The 20971-nt window shown below is 69.1% G+C and carries 23 protein-coding genes; 9 read left to right on the forward strand and 14 right to left on the reverse strand.

Going from position 1 to position 20971, the window contains the following annotated elements; all coding sequences use genetic code 11:
- Positions 1-6: 6 nt before the first annotated feature.
- Both M9M90_RS15675 and M9M90_RS15680 read right to left on the reverse strand, forming a co-directional pair.
- Positions 7-195 carry a hypothetical protein gene (locus tag M9M90_RS15675; RefSeq protein ID WP_254834160.1) on the reverse strand — a complete coding sequence of 63 codons (189 nt, stop codon included), beginning with the start codon at positions 193-195 and terminating at the stop codon, positions 7-9.
- A gap of 607 nt (positions 196-802) precedes the next feature.
- Complete coding sequence (locus tag M9M90_RS15680) at positions 803-1402, reverse strand: sigma-70 family RNA polymerase sigma factor (RefSeq protein ID WP_254834161.1); 600 nt, start codon at positions 1400-1402, stop codon at positions 803-805.
- Positions 1403-1708: 306 nt separating this feature from the next.
- Between M9M90_RS15680 and M9M90_RS15685 the strand changes: the two genes are divergently transcribed.
- Both M9M90_RS15685 and M9M90_RS15690 read left to right on the forward strand, forming a co-directional pair.
- Positions 1709-1954 carry a hypothetical protein gene (locus tag M9M90_RS15685; protein WP_254834162.1) on the forward strand — a complete coding sequence of 82 codons (246 nt, stop codon included), beginning with the start codon at positions 1709-1711 and terminating at the stop codon, positions 1952-1954.
- A 101-nt stretch (positions 1955-2055) separates the two neighbouring features.
- Positions 2056-2217, forward strand: a complete 162-nt coding sequence (locus M9M90_RS15690) for a hypothetical protein (RefSeq protein ID WP_254834163.1) — start codon at positions 2056-2058, stop codon at positions 2215-2217.
- A 71-nt stretch (positions 2218-2288) separates the two neighbouring features.
- Here the strand turns inward: M9M90_RS15690 and M9M90_RS15695 are convergent, their stop codons facing one another.
- The 3 genes from M9M90_RS15695 to M9M90_RS15705 form a co-directional block, all read right to left on the reverse strand.
- A complete protein-coding gene (locus M9M90_RS15695; protein WP_254834164.1) occupies positions 2289-2672 on the reverse strand; it encodes a DUF3597 domain-containing protein in 384 nt (127 codons plus the stop codon).
- Positions 2673-2732: 60 nt separating this feature from the next.
- Positions 2733-4325, reverse strand: coding sequence for a hypothetical protein (locus tag M9M90_RS15700; RefSeq protein ID WP_254834165.1), 1593 nt, complete (start codon positions 4323-4325; stop codon positions 2733-2735).
- Positions 4326-4430: 105 nt separating this feature from the next.
- Positions 4431-5162, reverse strand: coding sequence for an NYN domain-containing protein (locus tag M9M90_RS15705; protein ID WP_254834166.1), 732 nt, complete (start codon positions 5160-5162; stop codon positions 4431-4433).
- 129 nt (positions 5163-5291) lie between these two features.
- Here M9M90_RS15705 and M9M90_RS15710 point away from each other — a divergent pair, with 129 nt between their 5' ends.
- A complete protein-coding gene (locus M9M90_RS15710) occupies positions 5292-5888 on the forward strand; it encodes a CAP domain-containing protein (protein ID WP_254834167.1) in 597 nt (198 codons plus the stop codon).
- Here the strand turns inward: M9M90_RS15710 and M9M90_RS15715 are convergent.
- On the reverse strand, positions 5885-6634 hold the full coding sequence (locus M9M90_RS15715; protein ID WP_254834168.1) for an enoyl-CoA hydratase/isomerase family protein: 750 nt from the start codon (positions 6632-6634) through the stop codon (positions 5885-5887). The genes M9M90_RS15710 and M9M90_RS15715 overlap by 4 nt on opposite strands.
- A gap of 28 nt (positions 6635-6662) precedes the next feature.
- Positions 6663-7619 carry a GlxA family transcriptional regulator gene (locus M9M90_RS15720; protein ID WP_254834169.1) on the reverse strand — a complete coding sequence of 319 codons (957 nt, stop codon included), beginning with the start codon at positions 7617-7619 and terminating at the stop codon, positions 6663-6665.
- Positions 7620-7708: 89 nt separating this feature from the next.
- Between M9M90_RS15720 and M9M90_RS15725 the strand changes: the two genes are divergently transcribed.
- Positions 7709-8527: a dienelactone hydrolase family protein gene (locus M9M90_RS15725; RefSeq protein WP_254834170.1), complete on the forward strand. Its 819-nt coding sequence runs from the start codon at positions 7709-7711 to the stop codon at positions 8525-8527.
- A gap of 122 nt (positions 8528-8649) precedes the next feature.
- On the forward strand, positions 8650-9027 hold the full coding sequence (locus tag M9M90_RS15730) for a VOC family protein (protein WP_254834171.1): 378 nt from the start codon (positions 8650-8652) through the stop codon (positions 9025-9027).
- 82 nt (positions 9028-9109) lie between these two features.
- Here the strand turns inward: M9M90_RS15730 and M9M90_RS15735 are convergent, their stop codons facing one another.
- Entirely contained in the window at positions 9110-9880 is a 771-nt protein-coding gene (locus M9M90_RS15735; RefSeq protein WP_254834172.1) for a hypothetical protein, read from the reverse strand.
- Here M9M90_RS15735 and M9M90_RS15740 point away from each other — a divergent pair.
- Positions 9879-11978, forward strand: coding sequence for a PAS domain-containing hybrid sensor histidine kinase/response regulator (locus M9M90_RS15740; RefSeq protein WP_254834173.1), 2100 nt, complete (start codon positions 9879-9881; stop codon positions 11976-11978). The two genes, M9M90_RS15735 and M9M90_RS15740, sit on opposite strands and share 2 nt — an antisense overlap.
- A gap of 38 nt (positions 11979-12016) precedes the next feature.
- On the opposite strand, the gene M9M90_RS15745 is transcribed toward M9M90_RS15740, so the two are convergent.
- The gene (locus M9M90_RS15745) at positions 12017-12388 is read right to left on the reverse strand and encodes a limonene-1,2-epoxide hydrolase family protein (protein ID WP_254834174.1); all 372 of its coding nucleotides are present in this window, start codon (positions 12386-12388) and stop codon (positions 12017-12019) included.
- A 234-nt stretch (positions 12389-12622) separates the two neighbouring features.
- On the opposite strand from M9M90_RS15745, the gene M9M90_RS15750 reads away from it, so the two are divergent.
- Both M9M90_RS15750 and M9M90_RS15755 read left to right on the forward strand, forming a co-directional pair.
- A complete protein-coding gene (locus M9M90_RS15750) occupies positions 12623-12943 on the forward strand; it encodes a hypothetical protein (protein ID WP_254834175.1) in 321 nt (106 codons plus the stop codon).
- A 19-nt stretch (positions 12944-12962) separates the two neighbouring features.
- Complete coding sequence (locus tag M9M90_RS15755; RefSeq protein ID WP_254834176.1) at positions 12963-13157, forward strand: hypothetical protein; 195 nt, start codon at positions 12963-12965, stop codon at positions 13155-13157.
- A 240-nt stretch (positions 13158-13397) separates the two neighbouring features.
- Here M9M90_RS15755 and M9M90_RS15760 read toward each other — a convergent pair whose 3' ends face one another.
- A complete protein-coding gene (locus tag M9M90_RS15760) occupies positions 13398-14216 on the reverse strand; it encodes a PEPxxWA-CTERM sorting domain-containing protein (RefSeq protein WP_254834177.1) in 819 nt (272 codons plus the stop codon).
- Between the two features lie 238 nt (positions 14217-14454).
- Here M9M90_RS15760 and M9M90_RS15765 point away from each other — a divergent pair, with 238 nt between their 5' ends.
- Entirely contained in the window at positions 14455-15288 is an 834-nt protein-coding gene (locus tag M9M90_RS15765; RefSeq protein WP_254834178.1) for a thioesterase family protein, read from the forward strand.
- A 47-nt stretch (positions 15289-15335) separates the two neighbouring features.
- Here the strand turns inward: M9M90_RS15765 and metH are convergent, their stop codons facing one another.
- Genes metH through M9M90_RS15785 form a run of 4 tightly spaced genes read right to left on the reverse strand, consistent with a single transcriptional unit; the run spans position 15336 to position 20948 of the window.
- Positions 15336-18002, reverse strand: coding sequence for a methionine synthase (gene metH, locus M9M90_RS15770; protein WP_254834179.1), 2667 nt, complete (start codon positions 18000-18002; stop codon positions 15336-15338).
- A complete protein-coding gene (locus M9M90_RS15775; protein WP_254834180.1) occupies positions 17999-19060 on the reverse strand; it encodes a homocysteine S-methyltransferase family protein in 1062 nt (353 codons plus the stop codon). The genes metH and M9M90_RS15775 overlap by 4 nt, the downstream gene beginning before the upstream one ends.
- On the reverse strand, positions 19057-19980 hold the full coding sequence (gene metF / locus M9M90_RS15780) for a methylenetetrahydrofolate reductase [NAD(P)H] (RefSeq protein WP_254834181.1): 924 nt from the start codon (positions 19978-19980) through the stop codon (positions 19057-19059). The genes M9M90_RS15775 and metF overlap by 4 nt, the downstream gene beginning before the upstream one ends.
- On the reverse strand, positions 19977-20948 hold the full coding sequence (locus M9M90_RS15785; RefSeq protein WP_254834182.1) for a metalloregulator ArsR/SmtB family transcription factor: 972 nt from the start codon (positions 20946-20948) through the stop codon (positions 19977-19979). The genes metF and M9M90_RS15785 overlap by 4 nt, the downstream gene beginning before the upstream one ends.
- Positions 20949-20971: the final 23 nt, after the last annotated feature.

Raw genomic sequence — 20971 nt, forward strand, 5'->3', positions numbered from 1 at the left:
GCCGGGCTAGGGGGCCAACCACGGGTCGCGTTCCTGGCTGTCGTTCTGCGCCAGGATCAGCAGTTGCGGGAAGGCCACCGGCCGTGCGTCCGCCGGGGTCGGCCGCAGCAGCGCCCCGCCCATCGCCCCCACCGCCGCGGCGACGCAGGCGCCGAAGAGCCAGGGCCTGAGCAGGGTGAATGGGGATTGCGACATGGAAGGGCCTCGGTGTTCGAAGGCCCCTTAACGACGATCGCGCGACCGGCGTTCCACAACATTCGGATCAATTAGGAAACCCAGATCCTCCCGCAGCGCGCAGCGCGGTTTGGGGGAGGTGGCTCGGAGCGAAGCGGAGAGACGGAGGGGGTTGAAGCGCCCGAAAGCGAGTCAAAGTCCCCCTCAGTCAGCTTCGCTGACAGCTCCCCCAGGGGGGGAGCATCTGGAAGGGCCGCTGTTGCTGAGGCAAGGCGCCGCCCAGATCCTCCCCCAGCGCGCAGCGCGGTTTGGGGGAGGTGGCGCTCGGAGCGAAGCGGAGAGTGACGGAGGGGGTTGAAGCCCGCGAAAGCGAGTCAAAGTCCCCCTCAGTCAGCTTCGCTGACAGCTCCCCCAGAGGGGGAGCATCTCGAGGGACTGGTCAGGGCCACTGTTGCTCAAGCAAGGCGCCGCCCAGATCCTCCCCCAGCGCGCAGCGCGGTTTGGGGGAGGTGGCGCTCGGAGCGAAGCGGAGAGTGACGGAGGGGGTTGAAGCGCCCGAAAGCGAGTCAAACCACCCTCAGTCGGCTTCGCCGACAGCTTCCCCCGATGGGGCGCACTCAGCCGTCAGCTAAGCCGCGCGCGCGCGCGAATAGGTGTCCAGCTGGGCCATGATCGCCGCCATGGCGCCGCTCGGCAGCGCATTGTCGCCGTCGATCTCGCCCTCGGCATAGATCAGGGCCAGGCGGTCGCGCGCCCGGCTGACCCGGCTCTTCACCGTGCCCACCGCCACGCCGCTGATCGCGCTGACCTCTTCGTAGGACATGCCCCCAGCCCCCACCAGGATCAGGGCTTCGCGCATGTCGGCCGGCAGCATGGCCAGGGCCCGGCGCAGCTCGTCGAGCTCCAGGCTGGCGGTCGGGTCGGAAATCGAGACCAGGGTCCGCTCGGCCACCTCGGGATCCAGCGGCTGCGAGCGCCAGGCGCGGCGCATGTCAGAATAGAACTGGTTGCGCAGGATCATGAAGACCCAGGCTTTCATATTGGTCCCCATGGTGAAGCTCTTTTCCGACGCCAGGGCCTTGGCCAGCGCGTCCTGCGCCAGGTCGTCGGCATAGGACCGGTCGTTGCAGAGCGATCGCGCGAAGGCGCGCATGTGGGGAATGAGGCCGATCAGGTCGGTCCGGAAGTCGTTCGTCGGCCCGTCGCACGGCGTCGTGGTCATGGTCATTGTTGGTCCTCCGTACCCACACCAACGCTCCCCGGCGGGAATGGCTCCGCTTGTTGACCATTATTTTTCGGCGGGCGGCTCGCAGTCTAGAGAGCCGCGTCAGAGGCCCCGCAGCCTCCAGGGGAAGAGAGTCCGCGGGGCCAATACGCGTCGCGCGTCCCCATTCAATGTCCGTCGGGACGCATCGTTCCCTTCCGGCTCCTGGACTGTGAAGCGGTGGGGCGCCGATGAAATTCGTGATCACGCGCCCGTGAAACCAATCCGGTGAAGCTGCGTTGATGCCTGGCAAGCTGGAAGGGAAGACACATGAAAAAGACCATCCTCGCCGTCGCCGCCCTGTTCGCCTTCACCGGCCTCGCCGCCTGCGAAAGCCAGGCCGACAAGGCCGCCGAAGCCAAGGCCGACTCCCTGGAGGCCCAGGCCGCCGCCACCCCGAACGAAGCTCAGGAAAAGGCCCTCAACGAGAAGGCCGACATCATCGAGCAACAGGCTGGCAACGCCGACGGCGGCGCGACCACTCAAAACACCCCGACGACCGATCCGGCCAAATAGGCCTGGTCAATAGAATAGGCCCCGTCGTCTCCGGACGACGGGGCCTTTTTCATGCGCCGGACACGCATGGAACCATGCGCCAAGGTAGAGGTTAGGTACTCATGTCCATACTCATCCTGATCCTCATCGTCGTCGTCGTCCTGGCCCTGGCCCTATACGCGGTCCGGATGATGCCCATCCCCTCGCCGCTGAACTGGATCATCCAGGTGATCCTGGTGGTCATCGCCATCTTCGTCATCGGACAGCGTGCCGGCCTGTTCTAGGGCTAGTCGGCCGCCCGCCTCACCTGCCATGACCCTCGACGCCGCGCCCCAGGGCGCGGCTCGGCGGGTTCCTAGTCGCGAAGGCTGGCTGGCACCTGGCCGCCGTTCTCGGCGAGCTTGCGCATGACCGCCTTGTGCAGGGCGATGTTCTGCTCGGCGCTGCCGTCCGCCCCGGCCTTCACGCCCAGTTCCTGGCCCAGCTCTGTGCGGGCGGTCAGGCTGGAATCGAGGTCGAGCATTTTCAGCAGGTCGACGATCGACGTGCGCCAGTTGCCGCCGCCGCCCTTCTGCGCCGCCAGTGCGGTGAGCACCGCCTCCACGTCAACGGGTGCGGCCGCGGCCGGGGTCGCGGCCGGCGCGGCGGGGGCCGCCTGAGGCGCCGCCTGGGTGGGAGCCGGCTTTGCGTCCGGTTTCCGGTTGAAGATCTTGTCCATTATCTTGCCGAAGAGGCTCATCTGTTCGCTCCTTGAGTGAGACTAAGCTAAGCCGCTGCGCGCCCAACGGTTCCTGGCGGTCTAGGCCGCCGGCCGCGGGCACGTCGGGCCGCAGGCCGGCAACATCCCCCGATAACGCGCCGCCTTGGCCGTTTGCTTGGCGAGGTCGGCCGCGCGGGCCGCGCCTGACAGCCCGCCATAGCGTCCCGGGGCGCGGGTCAGCGAGGCCTCGAACTCCGCCAGGGCCTCGGCGGGGCGGTTCAATTCCAGCAGCAGTTCGCCCAGCTGTTCGCGGGCCGGCAGGATCTGGCCCGGCGTCACCGGGTGCTTCTCAGTGGCGTCGTCCAGGTCGGCGGCCGCCCGCATCAGGCCCACCGCCTCCTCGCCCCGCCCCTGCGCCTTGGCCAGCCAGGCCGCGGCGATCTGGCGCTCGATATCGACCTGCTTGCCCCAGTCATACTCGCCGGGCTTCGCCGGCAGGGCCTGGACGATCTCGGCCAGCCGCCCGACTTCTTCGCGCGCCAGTTCGACCTTGCCGGAGCGGGCCGCGCCGACCGCGCGCGCGAAGTGGATGTGGGCTTCCGCCCAGCGGAACCGCGCCCAGGGCACGGCCGCCACGGACGTCGCCGGCAGGGCCAGGGCCGCCGCCTCCGCCCATTGGCGCCGCTCCAGGGCGTAGCGCGCCGGGATCGCGGCCATGGAATAGGCGACCTTGAAGTTCGGCGGATCGACCCGCGCGATCGCATTGAGCTCGTCGATCACGCCGCGCGCCTTGGCGTCCTCGCCGAGCTGCAGATAGGCATAGGCCAGATAGTCCATGGCGTGGAGCTGCTCGTCCCAGGCGCCGGGCATCTTGTTTCGCGCCGCATGGGCCTTGGCCGCCGCCTCCGCCTTGAGGTCCGAGGCGATGGCCTCCTTCCACAGGCCCAGCCGCGTGAAGATATGCGAGGGCATATGCTGGGCGTGGGCCGAGGCCGGCGCGATGCCGGCGTAGCTGCGCGCCGCCGGCAGGGCAAGGTGCGCCAGCGGTGGGTAGTCGTAGCTGTGGATCAGGTAGTGCGACACGCCCGGATGGCGGGGCTGGCGCGCCAGCACGGCGTTCAGCAGTGCGGCCGCCTCCTTCTCCCGGGCGAAGCTCTCGTCATTGTCCATGGTCCCGGCCGCGATCAGGGCCAGCGCATAGAACACCGCCCCCTCCTGGTCGGCCGGATGGCGCCGATGCAGCTTGCGCATGGCGTCCACATAGGCCAGCACGCGGGGCCCATGGCCCACCGTGCCGGCGTCCCGGTAGAAGGCCGCCATGGCCGCCACATAGTCCCGCTCCCGCTCGGTCGGCGCCCCCAGGGCCTGCGCCCTGGCGATGGCCGCGGCCCCCTTCTCCAGCTCCGCGGGACCGGGCGGCGCCCACAGCGGATGGTAGTGGCTCATCGCCACGCCCCACTGGGCCATGGCGCACTTCGGATCGGCGGCGGCCGCCTCCAGGAAGCTCTTCTCGGCCTCCTCATATTCGAATGAGTGCAGCCAGGCGATCGCCCGGTTGAACGTCCCCTGCGCCTCGGGACGGCAGGACGTCGCGAACGTCACATCCCCCAGCTCGGCGGCATGGTGCTCGTGCTGCGCCCGCGCGGGGCCGGCGGCGACAAGGATGGCGGCGGCGAACAGCAGGGCCTTCATCGGAGATCTCCAGCCGGCGACCCGGTCCGACAGCCTCCGACCAACCGGGAGGCTTGGCAACCTCGATCCCAATTCGGGGACACCCCCCATCAGCGGCCCTACCCCCTACTTCTTCCGCACCCGCACCGAGCCACCCCCCACCAGCGCCTGGGCCTGGAACTTCCCGGTCGCGCGGATCAGGTCCGACAGTTTCGCGAACCCGTAGGTCCGCTGGTCGAAGTCCGGATAGGCGTTGCGCAGGCGGTTGGCGATGTTGCTGACCGTGGCCCAGCCCTCGTCGTCGTCGATGTCGGCCATCACCGTCTCGATCAGCGGCAAGGCCTCGATGGCCTTGCGCTTGGCCGGGGCCGGCGGGGGGGCCGCAGCTCCCTTGACCGGCGTCTCGGCCAGGGGCGCGGTCAGGTTCTCCGTATAGATGAAGCGCGTGCAGGCCTGGCGGAAGCTCTCGGGCGTCTTCTGCTCGCCAAAGCCGTAGACCGACACCCCCTCCTCGCGGATGCGCGAGGCCAGCCGCGTGAAATCGCTGTCCGACGAGACCAGGCAGAAGCCGTCGAACCGACCGGCGTTGAGCAGGTCCATGGCGTCGATGACCAGGGCGATGTCGCCGGCGTTCTTGCCCTTGGTGTTGGCGAAGTTCTGCTGCGGCTGGATGGCGAACCGCGCCAGGACCTTGGTCCACTGGTTCATCTGGGCGCTGGAGAAGTCGCCATAGATCCGCCGGGCGCTGGCCTCGCCGATGGTGGCGATCTCGGTGAACAGGGCCTCGGCGATGCGGGCCGAGGCGTTCTCCGCGTCGATCAGCACCGCCAGGCGCGGGGCGCGGCTCTCGTTCGACATGGGATATCCTTCGTGGGCGTGTGGCCCCAGCCATAACCCCGCCCGGCGAGGCGCGCTATGCCGCAACCTCAACTTAACCGCACCGCTGTTACACCGCCTTCGGGGGACGCCAATCGACGAGACGCCAGCATGCGCGCAGCCTTTCGCCTCGCCCTCCTCCTCACCCTCGCCGCCGCGACGCCGGCCGCCGCCGGATCGTTCGAGGACGACGTCCTGGCCGAGATCAACTACGCCCGCGCCAACCCGGCCGGCTACGCCCGCGAGCTGCGCACCGCCGCGGCCGAGCGACAGTACGGCGGGGGCCTGGCCAGCGTCGGCTATGCCGACGAGGACGCCCTGCACGAGGCCGTGGCCTTCCTGCGGTCCCAGCCGCCCCTGCCGCCGCTGCGCCATGACGAGGGCCTCGCCGCCGCCGCCCACGCCTTCGTCGGCGCCCAGTCCCGGCGCGGCGACGAGGGCCACGGCCGCGGCCCCGACGCCCTGGGTCCGCGCCTGCAGCGCCACGGCGTCTATGCCGGCCTGACCGCCGAGAGCCTCTCCTACGGCTACGACAATCCCCGCGACGTGGTGATCCAGCTGGTGGTCGATTCAGGCGTCCCCGGCCGCGGCCACCGCAAGGACATCTTCCGCCGCGCCTACCAGGCCGCCGGCATCGCCTGCGGCCCGCACGCCGTCCACGGCGCCATGTGCGTCATCGACTATGCCGGGGCCTTCGTGCAGCGCTAGGTCGCCTTCGCCCGCGCCGCCGCGCCCGCCCGGATCATCTGGATCTGGCCGCGCTCCTCCAGCTCCAGGGCCGCGTCGAAGCTCAGGCCCTCCAGCGTGGCGTCGAAGGTGCGCTTGGAGATCCGCAGGGCGTCTGGGGCGGCCTTGAGCATGGCGTCGGCCAGCCGCTCGCCCTCGGCGGCCAGGGCCTCGTCGGGCAGGACCTTGGAGACCAGGCCGGTGCGCCAGGCCTCCTCGGCCCCCATCGGTTCGCCGGTCAGCAGCATCTCGCGGGCCCGCGACACGCCCAGGGTCCGCTGCAGCCGCCAGCTCACCGCCAGCTCCGAGCCCGACAGGCCGATCTTGATGAAGGCCGGATGGAAAGCGGCGCTGGCCCCCGCCACGATGACGTCCGACGCCAGGGCGAGCGCCAGGCCCCCGCCGGCCGCGGCCCCCTGCACCAGGGTCACGATGGGCTGCGGGCAGGCGCGCATGGCCTTCAGCGTGTCGCGCAGCATCCAGTCGCCGTTCGGCCCGTCGCGCAGGGCGTCCGGCTGGCCGCCGGCCTTCAGGTCCGCCCCCGAGCAGAAGGCCCGCCCGGCCCCGGCCAGCACGATCACGCGCGCCTCGGTGTCGCGTCGCCGCGCCTCGAAATAGGCCAGCAGCGCCTCGGACATCGGCTGGTTGATGGCGTTCAGCCGCTCGGGGCGGTTCAGCGTCACCCAGTCCACCGCGCCCTTGCGCTCGACGGTCAGGATATCGGTCACGGGCGTCTCCTCCGGTTCAGGCCCGCCATCAAAGCCGATCCGTCGGCCCGGCGCCATGGGGCCGGCGCCTCAGCTCGGCCGGAGAGCGCCGCGCCTCCCGCCGGATCAGCCTGCGCAGGGTCGAGGGCTCGGCATATCCCACCCGGCGCGCCACCTCGTCGACCGAGAGCCGCGTGGTCTCCAGCAGCCGCTCGGCCGCCTCCATCCGGATGCGCTGGGCGAACCTCACCGGCGACAGGCCGCAGACGCCCGCCAGCCGCCGCGCGAAGGTGCGCGGGGCCAGGCCCGCGGCGGCCGCCAGCTCGTCCATGCCGAAGTCGCGGTCGATATTGGCCCGCGCCCAGGCCTCGGCCCGGGCCACCTGCGCGTCCTGCCCGGCCAGGAAGCTCACCGCCATGTAGGGCGCCTGGGAGCGGCGCTGGTCCAGTAGCAGGTAGCGGGCGCAGGCTTCCGACAAGCCGGGGCTGGCGAACCTGGCGATCACCGCCAGCATCAGGTCCATCTGCGCCATGGCCGCCCCGGCCGTGGCGATCGGCCAGTCGGCGACCACGATCTGGTCGGCGACCAGCTCCACCTCGGGGTGCAGCCGGCGGAAGGCCGGCGCCAGCCACCAGGTGGTCGTGGCCCGCCGCCCCGCCAGCAGCCCCGCCTGGGCCAGGATGAAGGTGCTGGCGCAGGAGGCCGCCACGCTGGCTCCCGCCGCCCGGGCCTCCGTGGCGATCCCAGCCGCCCGACGCACGGCGGGCGTCGCCAGCCGCGCCAGCAGCTCGGCCTCCGAGCGCACGCCCAGGCCCGGCACGATCAGCAGGTCCCGCGGCCCGAACGCCGCCGCCGGCGCCCGGCCGGTCCGCAGGGTCTCCACCTCGAACGGCGCGGGCCGCCCGCCGTTGACGCTCACCTGGTTGGCGGTCTCCAGCGCGTCGAGGGTGATGGCCAGGCTTGAGGCCATGCCGTCCGGCAGCGCCAGGACGCGGACGCGGGTCATTGGCGAGTTATCCCTGAAAGGTGTCGTATTCGACCCTACCGCCCGGTGCGCCCCTGCGCAAACCTCAGCCGGACGAAAGGACGCCGCCCATGCCCCAGACCGCCATGACCCAGGACGATCCCCTGGAGGACTTCCAGCGCCGCGACTTCACCTTCGAGGACGCCGCGAAGCGAGTCTATGTGGCCGGGACCGGCCCGGCGGTGATCGTCATGACCGAGATGCCGGGCATCAGCCCGCACGTGGCCCGCTTCGCCCGCTGGGTCCGCGACGCCGGCTTCACCGTCTACATGCCCTCCCTGTTCGGCCGCGACGGCGCGGTTCCGGACGCCGACGAGGGGGCGGCGGTCTTCCGCCGGGCCTGCGTCAGCGCCGAGTTCCGCGCCTTCGGCGCCGGCCACACCGCCCCGGTCACCCAGTGGCTGCGGGCGCTCGCCCGCCAGGCCCACGCCGATTGCGGCGGGCCGGGGGTGGGCGCCATCGGCATGTGCTTCACCGGCAATTTCGCCCTCACCATGATGCTGGAGCCCGCCGTCCTCGCCCCCGTGCTCTCCCAGCCCTCCCTGCCGCTGGACGAGCCCGGCGGCCTGGACATCGCCCCTGACGACCTCGCCGCCGTGGGCGCCCGCCTGCGGGCCGACGACCTCACCGTCCTGGCCTACCGCTTCGAAGGCGACCAGGTCTGCCGCGCCGAGCGGTTCGCCGCCCTCTCCCAGGCCCTGGGCGATCGCTTCGTCGCCCGCGTCCTGCCCGACAGCGCCGCCCATCCCGAGCCGCCGCCGTTCTTCCAGCGCCATGTGGCCTTCCCCCACAGCGTGGTCACCGCCCACCTGATCGACGAGGCGGGCCAGCCGACGCTGGCCGCCCGCGACGAGATCCTCGCCTTCTTCCGCCGCCGGCTCCGCCCCTGAGCCCGCCCGCGCGTCGCGGCCCAGTCTTGTCACCGCCGCGATGGCGCGGCATCTGGTAGGCGCGCTAGACGCGACAACATGCCGGCCGCCAAAAGGCCGCGCCACTGGGGAGGAACAACACGATGTTCTCGCACATCATGATCGGCACCAACGACCTGCAGAAGGCCAAGTCGTTCTACGACCCGCTGCTTGGCGTCCTGGGCGTGCCACCGGCCCGGGTCGACGGCCACCGCATCTTCTACATGACCCCGACCGGGATCTTCTCGGTGTCGGAACCCATCAACGGCGAACCGGCCACCTTCGCCAATGGCGGCACGATCGGATTTGCCTGCGACTCGCCGGAACAGGCCGACGCCTGGCACGCCGCCGGCGTCGCCAGCGGCGGGACCACCTGCGAGGAGCCGCCCGGCGTGCGGGCCGGCGGAATGGGCAAGCTCTATCTGGCCTATCTGCGCGATCCCGACGGCAACAAGCTCTGCGCTCTCCACCGCATGGGCTGACGGGCGGCCGCAAGCCACGCGACCCCGGAGGCGCTGAGTCATCTGGCTGGACGGACGCGCCTGCGACCTCCAGCCGGCGCGCTCAGATCCCCGGCGGTCGCGCCACCGCATCCCCGGCCAGGTTGACGAACTGCGGCCCGCCGTCGTCCTTGCCGCTGAACCGCTGGATCGTGACGTTCAGGACCGGCCGCCCGCCGCCCTCTCCGTCTTGGTCATCGGCGGGCCCCAGCGCCCGGCGCGTCCCGTACTTCTTCGGCGCCACCTGGGCCACGTGCCAGCGCAGGGTGGAGATGCGCAGCGTGTCGGACCGCACCGTATCCTCGGTGGTCTCCAGCGCGATGTCGCGGGCCAGGTCGAACATCAGGTCGGCGGCGATGTCCTTGGCCGCCAGGTACATCTGCCGGAACGCGTCATTGCGCCGCGCCCAGTTGTGGATGCTCACCGTGCAGGGCATGGCCGGGTCGTCGCCGATGGCCAGCACGCTCTCGCCGGCCGCGATCCGCGCGCAGATCGCCTCGCCCAGCTCCGGCGTATAGATCGAGACGCTGCCCCCGCGCCGCCCGGCCCGGCTCAGCATGCGCCGCCAGATCCGCCCGGCGTCGGCCTTCCGGTCCAGCACCACCTGCCGTGCGCGGGCCTGGTCCTTGGCCGCCTCATAGGCCGCGCCGAACTCCGGCTCGCGCAGCGCCCAGTCCCGGAACGTCCGCCGCGACGGCATCCCCGGCTCGCGCGCCAGCTCATGCTGGCTCACCCCCGCCGCGATCCGCGCGCAGATCGCCCGCCCCAGCTCCGGGCAATAGCGCACAGGCGCCCGACCCCCGGCGCGCGCCGGCGGCGAAGACGGGGATGGCATGGCTGCTCCAGCGGGTCAGGTGAGGCGGGAAGGCTCTCATGGACCGGGTGATGAGTCAAGAACAAACCAGGAACATAAGCACATGACGCCCCGCCACGCCGTTGCGATGCGTCAAGGCAGCCCCCGAGGCGCTTGGGCGATAGTCTTCCACTGCGCCTCACTTCGGTATGAACAATTGCTCACGGAAGAAATCCGCGACGGGATTGGCGATGCGAACTACGCGCTCGACGCCGATTGGCGCTTCACCTTCTTCAGCCGCCAAGCGGAACGCTTCTTCGGCCGCGATCGCAGGGAGTTGCTCGGGCGGACCGTCTGGGATTGTTTCCCTGCCGCCATAGATACTGATCTGGCCGTGGCCCTGAAGCACGTGATGCAGAGCCGCGAGGCCGTCCACCTGGACGTGCTGAGCCCCAGCACCGGGCGGTGGACCGAGACCCGCATCTTTCCGCTGGCGAACGGTGGGATCGCGGCAAGCTGGCGCGACATCACCGCGGCGAAGCGCCGGGAACAGGACCTGGCGGCGGCGGTCGAGCACGGGGAGCGCGCCGCGCGCGAGGTGCGCACGATCATCGACCATGTTCCCGCGATGATCGCCTATTGGGACCTGGACCTGAAGTGCCGGTTCGCTAACGACAAATACCTGGAATGGTTCGGCCGCACGTCGCAGGAGATGGTCGGTCTGACGATGCAGGCCCTCATGGGCGAAGAGCTGTTCCACAGGAACGAGCCCTTCATAAGGGGAGCGCTGGCCGGAAAGCCCCAGACCTTCGAACGATCGCTGCGGAAGCCTTCGGGCGAGATCGGCCATACCTGGGCGCAATACGTCCCTGACGTGAACCCCCAGGGCGTCGTCCAGGGTTTCTACGTCATGGTGACCGACATCACCCCGTTGAAGGAGGCGGAAGAACGCCTGAAGGAAGCCAACGCCACCCTCGGCGTCGCGCGCGAGATGGCGGAAGCGGCGGCGGCGGCGAAGAGCGCCTTCCTGTCGAACATGAGCCACGAGCTGAGAAATCCGCTCACCAGCATCATCGGCTACGCCGAGTTGCTCGCCAAGCGGGGCGCCATGGACGACACCCAGCGCAAATATCTGTCTCGCGTGTACGACGCCAGCACCGCCCTGCTGACCACCATCAATGAGGTGCTCGACTTCTCCAAGCTGGAGGCCGGCCAGGTGGAGATCGAACGCCGGCCGACCGACCCGCTCGCGCTGGGCCGTCAGGCGTTGGAGATGTTCGAGCCCGCGATGGAGACAAAGGGGCTGGCCAGCAGCTTCGAGGCCGTGGACGTCCCGGCCCTGGTCCAGGCCGACGACACCCGGCTGCGCCAGATCCTCGCCAACCTCATCGGCAACGCGGTGAAGTTCACGGCCGCCGGCAGCATCGCCCTGCGCTGCGCCTACGACCGCGTCGCCGGGATGCTGCGATACGAGGTGATCGACACCGGTCCCGGCATTCCCGCCGACCGCCTGGACCGGCTGTTCCAGCGCTTCTCCCAGGTGGACGCGTCGACCAACAGGGACTTCGGCGGCACGGGCCTTGGCCTGGCGATCTCCAAGGGGCTGGCCGAGGCGATGGGCGGCGAGGTGGGCGTTCTCAGTATCGCGGGCGAAGGGAGCTGCTTCTGGGTCCGGATTCCCTGCGAACTCGGCGACGTCGACGCGTGGCGCGAGCGGCGCCGAGAAGAGACGCCTGCGTCGACACGGGCGCTGCGTGGGCTTCGGCTCCTGGTCGTCGACGACCAGCCGTACAATCGCGAACTGGTGCGCAGGATCGTCGAGCCGTCCGCGGTCGTCGTCACCGAAGCGGTTAGTGGCGCCGACGCCGTGACGGTTGCGAGGTCGGCCCCGTTCGACGTGATCCTGATGGACATCCGCATGCCGGGGATCGACGGACCGACCGCGGCCCAGCTGATCCGCTCGCCCCCCGGCCGCAACGCCTCGACGCCGATTGTCGCGTTCACGGCGGAGGCCTCGCCCGCGACGCCGCAGCCATGGCGCGGCCTGTTCGACGCAACCTTGGGGAAGCCGATCGTGTCGGCCGATCTGATCGGGCTCCTGGTGGCCCGCTTCGGCGCCGATCCGCCGGCGGAAGCCTGAGCCGCGTTTCGTGCCCCTTATTGCCCGTCCTCGATCGATCAGTCCCGCAAGGCCGAGACATAGGTTCCGAGGTCGAAATAGTCGCGCCAGACCTTGATACGACCATCCTGCATCTCGAATACGCCGCAACAAGGCAGGTCGACCTGCTTGGTCCCGACGACGGTTCGGTCGAGACGCTCGGCGAACACGACATCTCCCTTGGACATGAGGTTCAGCACGTCCCACTCGGTCGACGTCCAGCCCTTGAGAAACCCTGAGATGAACGGGCGCAGGGCGTCATGCCCGGTCACCGCCTTGGTCGGCATGTTGTGATAGGTCCCATCCTCGCAAAAGAATTGAACCAACTCCTCCACGTCCAGCCGCGACCACGCGGAAATGAAATCCCGTATCACCTGTTCATTGTTCGCCATCGTGTTCCCCTATCGCGAGCGCGGCGCAGGCGCCTTCACCCGACATCATGCACCGTTGGTTCTCGATCGCACCACGGGGTGTTCCGGGGACATGACACCCACCCCCCCTGCGCCGACCTGCCCACCGGGCAGTCGGATGCTGAAATTCTTGAAGGCCATGGCGGTGTTCAACCAGCGGTGACTCGCCACCCCGCAAATGTTCTGGTTTTGTGCTCAGCCTGTTGCAGGTGGCTCGTGGGCACGAAGAACATTGATCGACTTCCGTTTGAAGGCTTCCGCCGCAACGCCGAGACGGTGGCCCAGATGCAGGCGGCGGGATGGAGCGTCATCGCCAAGTGCGACACCTGCCGTGTGGCGCTCGATGTGAACCTGGCCTTCATCGCCAAGGCCAGCGGCCCCGACACCAGCCTCTGGAATCGGCGTCAGCGCTGCAAGGTCGTCGGCTGCAGCGGCTGGGTCGACTTCCTGGGACGCCACCCGCGCCGCGCCAGCCACGAGCCCCTGCGCGCGCCCTGGCCGGAAGGCGTCCCCGCCAGGCGGACCCAGGCAAAGTGACGTCCCCCGACGAATGACCATGTTCCAGAACCTCGGCCGGGACATGGCGTACAGCGACACGCTCAAGGTGCGCTGCCCCTGCGAGCGCGAGGCCGTCTTCAGCTGCAAGGAGGCCTTCGCCATCTTCGGCGACGACGCCACCCCCTACGACATCCGCCGCCGGCTGCGGTGCTCCGGCTGTGGCGAGGTGGGCAAGGTCGACGTCTGGATTTGACCCCCGCCCCGCCCCATGGCTGACGGCGCGGTGGGAGGAGGCGAAGGCCCTGCAAAGGCGCTGCTGGATGGGGCGCTGAAGGTGGTGGCGCGGGGCCGGGCGCCTGGGACAGTCGCGGCCCAGCCTCTCTCGTCAACTGGCGGACCGACTTGAGGAGACGCGTGGGGGTTACGCCCCGGGCGGCCGAGCACCGACACAGCCTTGTTCAATTTCCCAGCGCCGCTGAAAGCCTGGATTGGGTCAACAGGCGCGCACAATTCTTAAATCGGGGGCCTTCTGGCCAAGCCGGCCCATATACCGACGGCGCCGAAGCGCCACGCCCATGAGCCCGAAACCTGTGATCATCAAGGCCCATGTCTGAGGCTCGGGAACCACGGCGTGGATTCTCAGCCTCACATTGTCGATCAACGGCCCGACATTGTCGGCGCTGCCGGTGTCTATCGTGGCGTAGAGGCTTCCCGAAGTGTAGGTGACAAACTGGTAGTAGTAATGTCCCCACGGCGCATCTGCAGCCAAATTCACGGACGACAAAAGGCCCGACGCCAGGAACGGGCCATCCGGGCCGAAGTTGAAGCCAGGCAATCTGGCGATCACTTGGTCAATGCCGACAAGACCGTTGAAAATAAGACCATAAGACATCGTATCCGGCGAGCCGTTCCGCTGATTTCCGGAAGCATCTAGTTCGAAAATGACGGTGTCGCCAGCATTGAAGCTAAAAAGCGCAGTATTGAGCCTGCCGCCATGGCCTGACGAACCATCCAGATCAACCAGGCCGCGGCCGAACGGAGTGGATAGCCCAAAATCAGGCTCAAGTATGTAATCCACCGTCCCGCGGACCACGGTCAGATCGGAAGATCCGGCCCAATTCAGCTGGGTGGGGCCGTACCCCTCGAAGTGTTCGTTGACGAGCACCGCCCCATGGGCCGCTCCCGCGCCGAGAGCCACGGCGATCATCAGCGTCGCCGCAATGAAAGACTTCACCGAATTTCCCACCATAGCGCCGCCTCCAAGATAACTGATTAAGAGTTCAGCCCAGTTTGAGGCGTTGACGGATGTCATCAGCTCGCTGCCGGAGCCGGGGCGTTGGAGTTCGTCGTCGCTCGCAGGCCAGAACCAAAGCTTCCACGAGGAACTGGTCAGTTAGGGGCCAATGCGGGCCAATGCGGGGACACTATACTTAGTTGATCCTATCCGAAGCGTTCGAACCCTAGCGCCGCGGCTTGAAAAGCGCACTCAGCCTGGCGCCCCGCTGCCCCCAACATTGCGGCCCCTCCCCCTCGCCCGCTAAGCTCGCCCCATGACCGACACCGCCACCAACCCCGCCTACGACATCGCCCTCCATTCCCTCGCCCCCGGCCGCTGGACCACCCATGCGGCCCAGGCGTGGCGCAATCCCGGCGGCGGGCTCTGGGGCGGCTATGCGCTGGGCCTGTGCGTCCGCGTGCTGGAGGTCGAGCCCGAGGCGGCGGGCGAGGCGCTGTCCATGACGCTGACCTACGCCGCGGGCCTGCCGGCCGGCGATCTGGACGTGCGCACGCGGCGCCTGCGCCAGGGCGGCTCGATCGGGGTCTGGGAGGTCGAACTGCGGCCCCAGGGCCAGGAGGAGGTGGGCGTGCACGGCATGGTCACCCTGGCGCGCCGCCCGGCCACCCCGCCCTTCGCCTTCGCGGCCATGCCCCAGGCGCCGGCGCCCGAGGACCTGCCCAGCCCCGACCACCCCGGCGGCGCCCAGCACTTCGGCGCATCGGCCTTCGAACGGCGGACCCTGGACGGCTTCCCGCCCAAGCCCGGCGGAGATTCCCGCTCGCTGGCCTGGGTGCGCCCGCGCCACGGCGTGTGGGACAAGGCGCTGCTGGCCATGGTCACCGACAACTCCGCGCCGCGGGTCATGTATGCGCTTGATCGGGTGATGACGACGACGCTCTCGCTCACCGTCTACCTGCACGCCCAGGCCGACGACCTGACCGCCTTGGGCGACGACTTCATCCTGATCGAGTGCGAGGGCCGGGTCGGCGGCGGCGGCGCCTCGGACGAGCGCTCAAGCTACTGGTCGCGCGACGGCCGCCTGCTCGCCACCAGCGAACAGCTCGCCTGGTACCGGCAGAGGCCGCCGCCCACCTCGCCGGAATAGGGCCTGGCCGGGAGCCGGAGACCGCCGCCTCCAACGCGGCTCATCCCCTATGCCGGCTCGTAGTTGAGGATCGGCGCCAGCCACCGCTCGGCCGTCTTCAGGTCCCAGCCCTTGCGCCGGGCATAGTCGGCGACCTGGTCCTTCTCGATCCGGCCGACCCCGAAATAGTGGCTGTCCGGGTGGGAGAAATAGACGCCGGAGACGCTGGCCGGCGGGTTCATGGCGAAGCTCTCGGTGAGCTGCATGCCCGTGGCCGCCTCGGCGTCGAGGATCTCGAACAGGACGGCCTTTTCCGTGTGGTCGGGCTGGGCCGGATAACCCGGCGCCGGCCGGATGCCGCGGTACTTCTCCGCGATCAGGGCGTCGATGTCGAAGGGCTCGTCGGGCGCATAGCCCCAGAGCTCCGTCCGCACCTTGCGGTGCAGGGCCTCGGCGAAGGCTTCGGCCAGCCGGTCGGCCAGGGCCGCGGCCAGGATGGCGTTGTAGTCGTCGCCGGCTTCCTTGAACTTCCGCGCGATCTCCGGCTCACCATGGCCGGCGGTGACGGCGAAGCCGCCGATCCAGTCGGCCTTGGTCCCCTTGGGCGCGATGAAGTCGGCGAGCGCCACGTTCGCCCGGCCGCCGTCGGCCTGGGTCTGCGATTTGGGCATCTGCTGGCGCAGGGTGTGGAGCCTCGCAAGCTCGGTGGCGCGGCCCTCGTCGGTATAGAGCACCACGTCGTCGCCGTCCGCCTGGGCCGGCCAGAAGCCGATGACGCCGCGAGCCTCGAACCAGTTCTCGGCGATGATCTTCTCCAGCATCGCCTGGGCGTCCTTGTAGAGGTCGCGGGCGGCCTCGCCGACCACGTCGTCGTCCAGGATCTGCGGGAAGCGGCCCACCAGCTCCCAGCTGGCGAAGAAAGGCGACCAGTCGATGTGCCTGGCGAGGTCGGCCAGGTCGTAGGCCACGAACGCCCGCGTGCCGGTGAAGCTCGGCTTGGGCGGCTCATAGGCGCTCCAGTCCGGCACGAAGGCGTTGGCCCTGGCGTCCGCCAGGGTCGAGCGGGCGCGGTTCCCCTGCCCGCGGGCGAACTGTTCGCGCACCTTGACGTAGTCGGCCCGGGTCTCGGCCTGCAGCCGCACCTTCTCGCTGGGCGAGAGCAGGCCGGATACCACGCCCACCGCCCGGCTGGCGTCCAGCACATAGGTGGTGGAGCCGGCCTTGTACTGCGGCTCGATCTTCACCGCCGTGTGGGTCTTGGAGGTGGTGGCGCCGCCGATCAGCAGCGGGATGTTGAACCCGCGCCGCTCCATCTCGCTGGCCACATAGACCATCTCGTCCAGGCTGGGGGTGATCAGGCCCGAGAGGCCGACGATGTCGACCTTATGCGCGATCGCCTCGTCGAGAATCCGGTCGGCCGGGACCATGACCCCCAGGTCGATGACCTCGTAGTTGTTGCACTGCAGGACCACGCCGACGATGTTCTTGCCGATGTCGTGGACGTCGCCCTTGACGGTGGCCATCAGGATTTTGCCCGCCGCCTCGCGCGGCTTGCCCTCCTTCTCGGCCTCCATGAACGGCATCAGATAGGCCACGGCCTGCTTCATCACCCGGGCGGACTTCACCACCTGGGGCAGGAACATCTTGCCCGAGCCGAACAGGTCGCCGACCACGTTCATGCCGTCCATCAGCGGACCTTCGATGACGTGCAGCGGGCGAACGGCCTGGGCGCGCGCCTCCTCGGTGTCGGCCTCGATGTAGTCGGTCACGCCGTGGACCAGGGCGTGGGTGATCCGCGCGCCGATCGAGCCCTCGCGCCAGGTGAGGTCGGGGCCCTTTTGCTCGGACTTGCCGCCCTTGTACTTGGGCGCCAGCTCCACCAGCCGCTCGGTGTTGGTCAGCTTGGGGTCGCGCTGCGGGCGGTTGAGGATCACGTCCTCGACGGCGACGCGCAGCTCCTCCGGGATGTCGTCATAGACCGGCAGGTCGCCGGCGTTGACGATGCCCATGTCCATGCCCGCGGCGATGGCGTGGTACAAGAATACCGAGTGGATCGCCCGGCGGACCGGCTCGTTGCCCCGGAACGAGAACGAGACATTGGAGACCCCGCCCGAGATCCGCGCGTGCGGCAGGGTCTGCTTGATGACCCGCGTGGCCTCGACGAAGTCCACGGCGTAGTTGTCATGCTCCTCGATCCCCGTGGCGACCGCGAAGATGTTGGGATCGAAGATGATGTCTTCGGGCGGGAATCCCACCTGGTCGACCAGTATCCTATAGGCCCGCTCGCAGATCTCGATCTTTCGCCGGGCCGTATCGGCCTGGCCCAATTCATCGAACGCCATCACCACGACTGCGGCGCCATAGCGCAGACACGCCCTCGCCTGCTCGATGAACTTGGCCTCTCCTTCCTTCATCGAGATGGAATTGACGATCGCCTTGCCCTGAACGCACTTCAGGCCGGCCTCGATGACCTCCCATTTCGAGCTGTCGATCATGATCGGCACCCGGGCGATGTCGGGCTCGGCGGCGATCAGGTTGAGGAAGGTCTTCATGGCCAGGACGGAGTCGAGCAGACCCTCATCCATATTGACGTCGATGATCTGCGCCCCGGCCTCGACCTGCTGGCGCGCGACGCTCAGGGCCTCGGGATAGTTCCCCTCGGCGACAAGCTTCCGGAACTTGGCCGAGCCGGTGACATTGGTCCGCTCGCCGACATTTACAAAGATAGGTCTCATGCCAGCTCGAACGGCTCCAGGCCGGAAAGTCTCATGGCCGTCGGCCGTTCAGGGATCTGACGCGGCCGCACGCCCTTAACGGCCTCGGCCACGTGGGCGATGTGGTCAGGCGTGGTGCCGCAACAGCCCCCGAGGATGTTGACCAGGCCACGCTCGGCCCACTCGTGCAGTTCATGGGCAGTCTGGTGCGGCTGCTCGTCGTACTCGCCCATGGCGTTGGGCAGGCCCGCATTGGGGTAGGCCGAGACCAGGGTGTCGGCCACCCGCGACAGCTCGGCGATGTGCGGGCGCATCAGGTCGGCGCCCAACGCGCAGTTCAGTCCGATGGCGAAGGGCTTGGCGTGCTTCACGGAGTTCCAGAAGGCCTCGACCGTCTGGCCCGACAGGGTGCGTCCCGAGCGGTCGGTGATGGTGCCCGAGATCCAGATCGGCAGCGGCTGGTATCCCTCGTCCTGCAGGTCGAGGATCGCCTTGATCGCGGCCTTGCAGTTCAAGGTGTCGGTGATGGTCTCGATCAGGAACAGGTCCACCCCCCCGTCGTGCAGGGCGATCATCTGTTCGCGATAGGCCTGGTAGACCTCCTCGAAGGTGACCAGCCGCGCGCCGGGATCGTTCACGTCCGAGGACATGGACAGCATCTTGTTCAGCGGACCGACCGAACCGGCCACGAAGCGCGGCTTGTGCGGCTCCTTGGCGCTCCAGCGGTCGGCCACCTCGCGGGCGATCTTGGCGCCCTGGAAGTTGATGTCATAGACAGCCTCGCCGCACTCGTAGTCGGCCTGGGCGATGGTGGTCGCCGAGAAGGTGTTGGTCTCCGAGATGTCGGCGCCGGCGGCGTAGTACTGATCGTGCAGGTCGGCGATGATGTCGGGCCGGGTGATGCAGAGCAGGTCGTTGTTGCCCTTGAGCTCGGAATTGTGGCCCGCGAACCGTTCGCCCCGATAGTCGGCTTCCACGAGCCCGCGCTTCTGGATCATCACCCCCCAGGACCCGTCCAGCACCAGGACGCGCTCCTTGGCGATCTGATGAAGCTTTTCGATACGTTGAGCGCGGCTCATGCGGCAAACTCCGTTGGGACCTCACGGACCCCCAGCACCCGGCAGATCGCATAGACCAGATCGGCCCGGTTCAGGGTGTAGAAATGGAAGTCCGAATAGCCCTCCTCGGCCAGCCGGACGCACATCTCGGTGGCCACCGAACCGGCGATCAGCTTGCGGGTCTCCGGATCCTTGTCGAGGCCTTCGAACAGGTTGCCCAGCCAGGCCGGCAGTGGAATCCCGCACGGCGCGGCCATCTTCTTCAGGCCCTTGAAGTTCGACACCGGCATGATCCCCGGCGAGATCGGGATGGTGATCCCGGCCTTGCGGACCTTGTCCATGAAGAACAGGAAGGCGTCGATGTCGTAGAAGAACTGGGTGATGGCCCGCGTCGCCCCGGCGTCGATCTTGGCCTTCAGCACGTCTATGTCGTGCTCGAGCGACGGACTCTCAGGATGCTTCTGCGGATAGAGGCTGACGCTGACCTCGAACGGCGCCACGGCCTTGATACCGGCCGTGAGTTCGGTGGCGTTGAGATAGCCATCCGGGCGCGGCGAGTAGGCCCCACCCAGCGAGCCCGGCGGATCGCCGCGCAGGGCCACGATGTGGCGGATGCCGGCGTCCCAGTAGTCCTGCACCACCTCGTCGACCTCGGCCTTCGAGGCCTCGACGCAGGTCAGGTGCGCGGCGGGCCGCAGGCTGGTCTCCTTCAGCATGCGGACCACCGTGCGGTGGGTGCGCTCGCGGGTCGAGCCGCCCGCGCCATAGGTGACGGAGACGAAGGACGGGTTCAGCGGTTCCAGGCGGCGGATGGCCTCCCACAGGTTCTCCTCGGCCTCCGGGGTCTTGGGCGGCGAGAACTCGAAGGAGACCGAGGGGCGCGGCGCGGTTCCGGCGCCGGCGCGCGCCACAGGGCCCAGCGCGGTGTCTTGCGGGCTCATGCGGCGCTCCTTTGGGATTGACGGCCGCGTTCGGCGACCCAGATCTTGACGGTGAGCCCTTCGGACCGGGCCGGCGGCAAGGCGGCGGCGCGGACCTTCGACAGGCCCGCCTCGTTCAGCCAGCGCTCCATCTCGGGCTCGGAGAATCCCAGGCGCCGATGCTGGTGCTGCTCGCGCAGGAACTCCAGCGTGTGCGGCGCGAAGTCGACGATCAGCAGGCGGCCGCCCTCGGCCACCAGCCGCGCGGCTTCGCGCACCGCCGCGGCGGGGTCGGCCAGGTAGTGCAGAACCTGGTGCACCACCACGAGATCGGCGCTCTGGTCCGGCAGGCGGGTGCCGAATATGTCGCCGTGGCGCAGTTCGCAGCGCTCCAGCCCGGCCTCGGCCACGTGGTTGCGGGCGATGTTCAGCATCTGCTGGGAGAGGTCGAGACCTAGCGCCGCCTCGGCCTGCGGTCCCAACAGGGTCAACATCCGGCCGGTGCCCGAGCCCAGGTCCACCAGCCGCTTGAACGGGCCGGGACCGGCAGCCTGGAGAATGGCGTCCTCGACGGCGGTCTCCGACACGTAGAGTGAGCGGATCTCGTCCCACCGCGCGGCGTTGCGCGCGAAATACTCGCCAGCCTCGGCGGAACGTTCGCCGCGCACCGACTGCAGCCGCTCGGCGTCGCGGCCCAGGCCCAGGTCGGCGGGATCGATCAGAGCCAGGGTCTCGTCGACCAGCTGGCGGGCGTCGCCGCCGGTCACCAGCCGGTAGAACACCCAGGCGCCGTCCGGAAACCGTTCGACCAGGCCGGCCTCGGCCAGCAGCTTGAGATGCCGGGAAACGCGGGGCTGGCTCTGGTCGAGGACCCGGCAGAGTTCAAGCACCGCCAGCTCCTCACGAGCCAGCAGGGCCAGGATGCGCAGGCGCGTCGGCTCGCCCGCCGCGCGCAACACCTCGACCGCCTGAATCGTTGAGAGAGTCATAGCGACATAAAGATATCCTTATG

The sequence above is a fragment of the Phenylobacterium sp. LH3H17 genome (genome assembly GCF_024298925.1).
Lineage (GTDB): Bacteria > Pseudomonadota > Alphaproteobacteria > Caulobacterales > Caulobacteraceae > Phenylobacterium.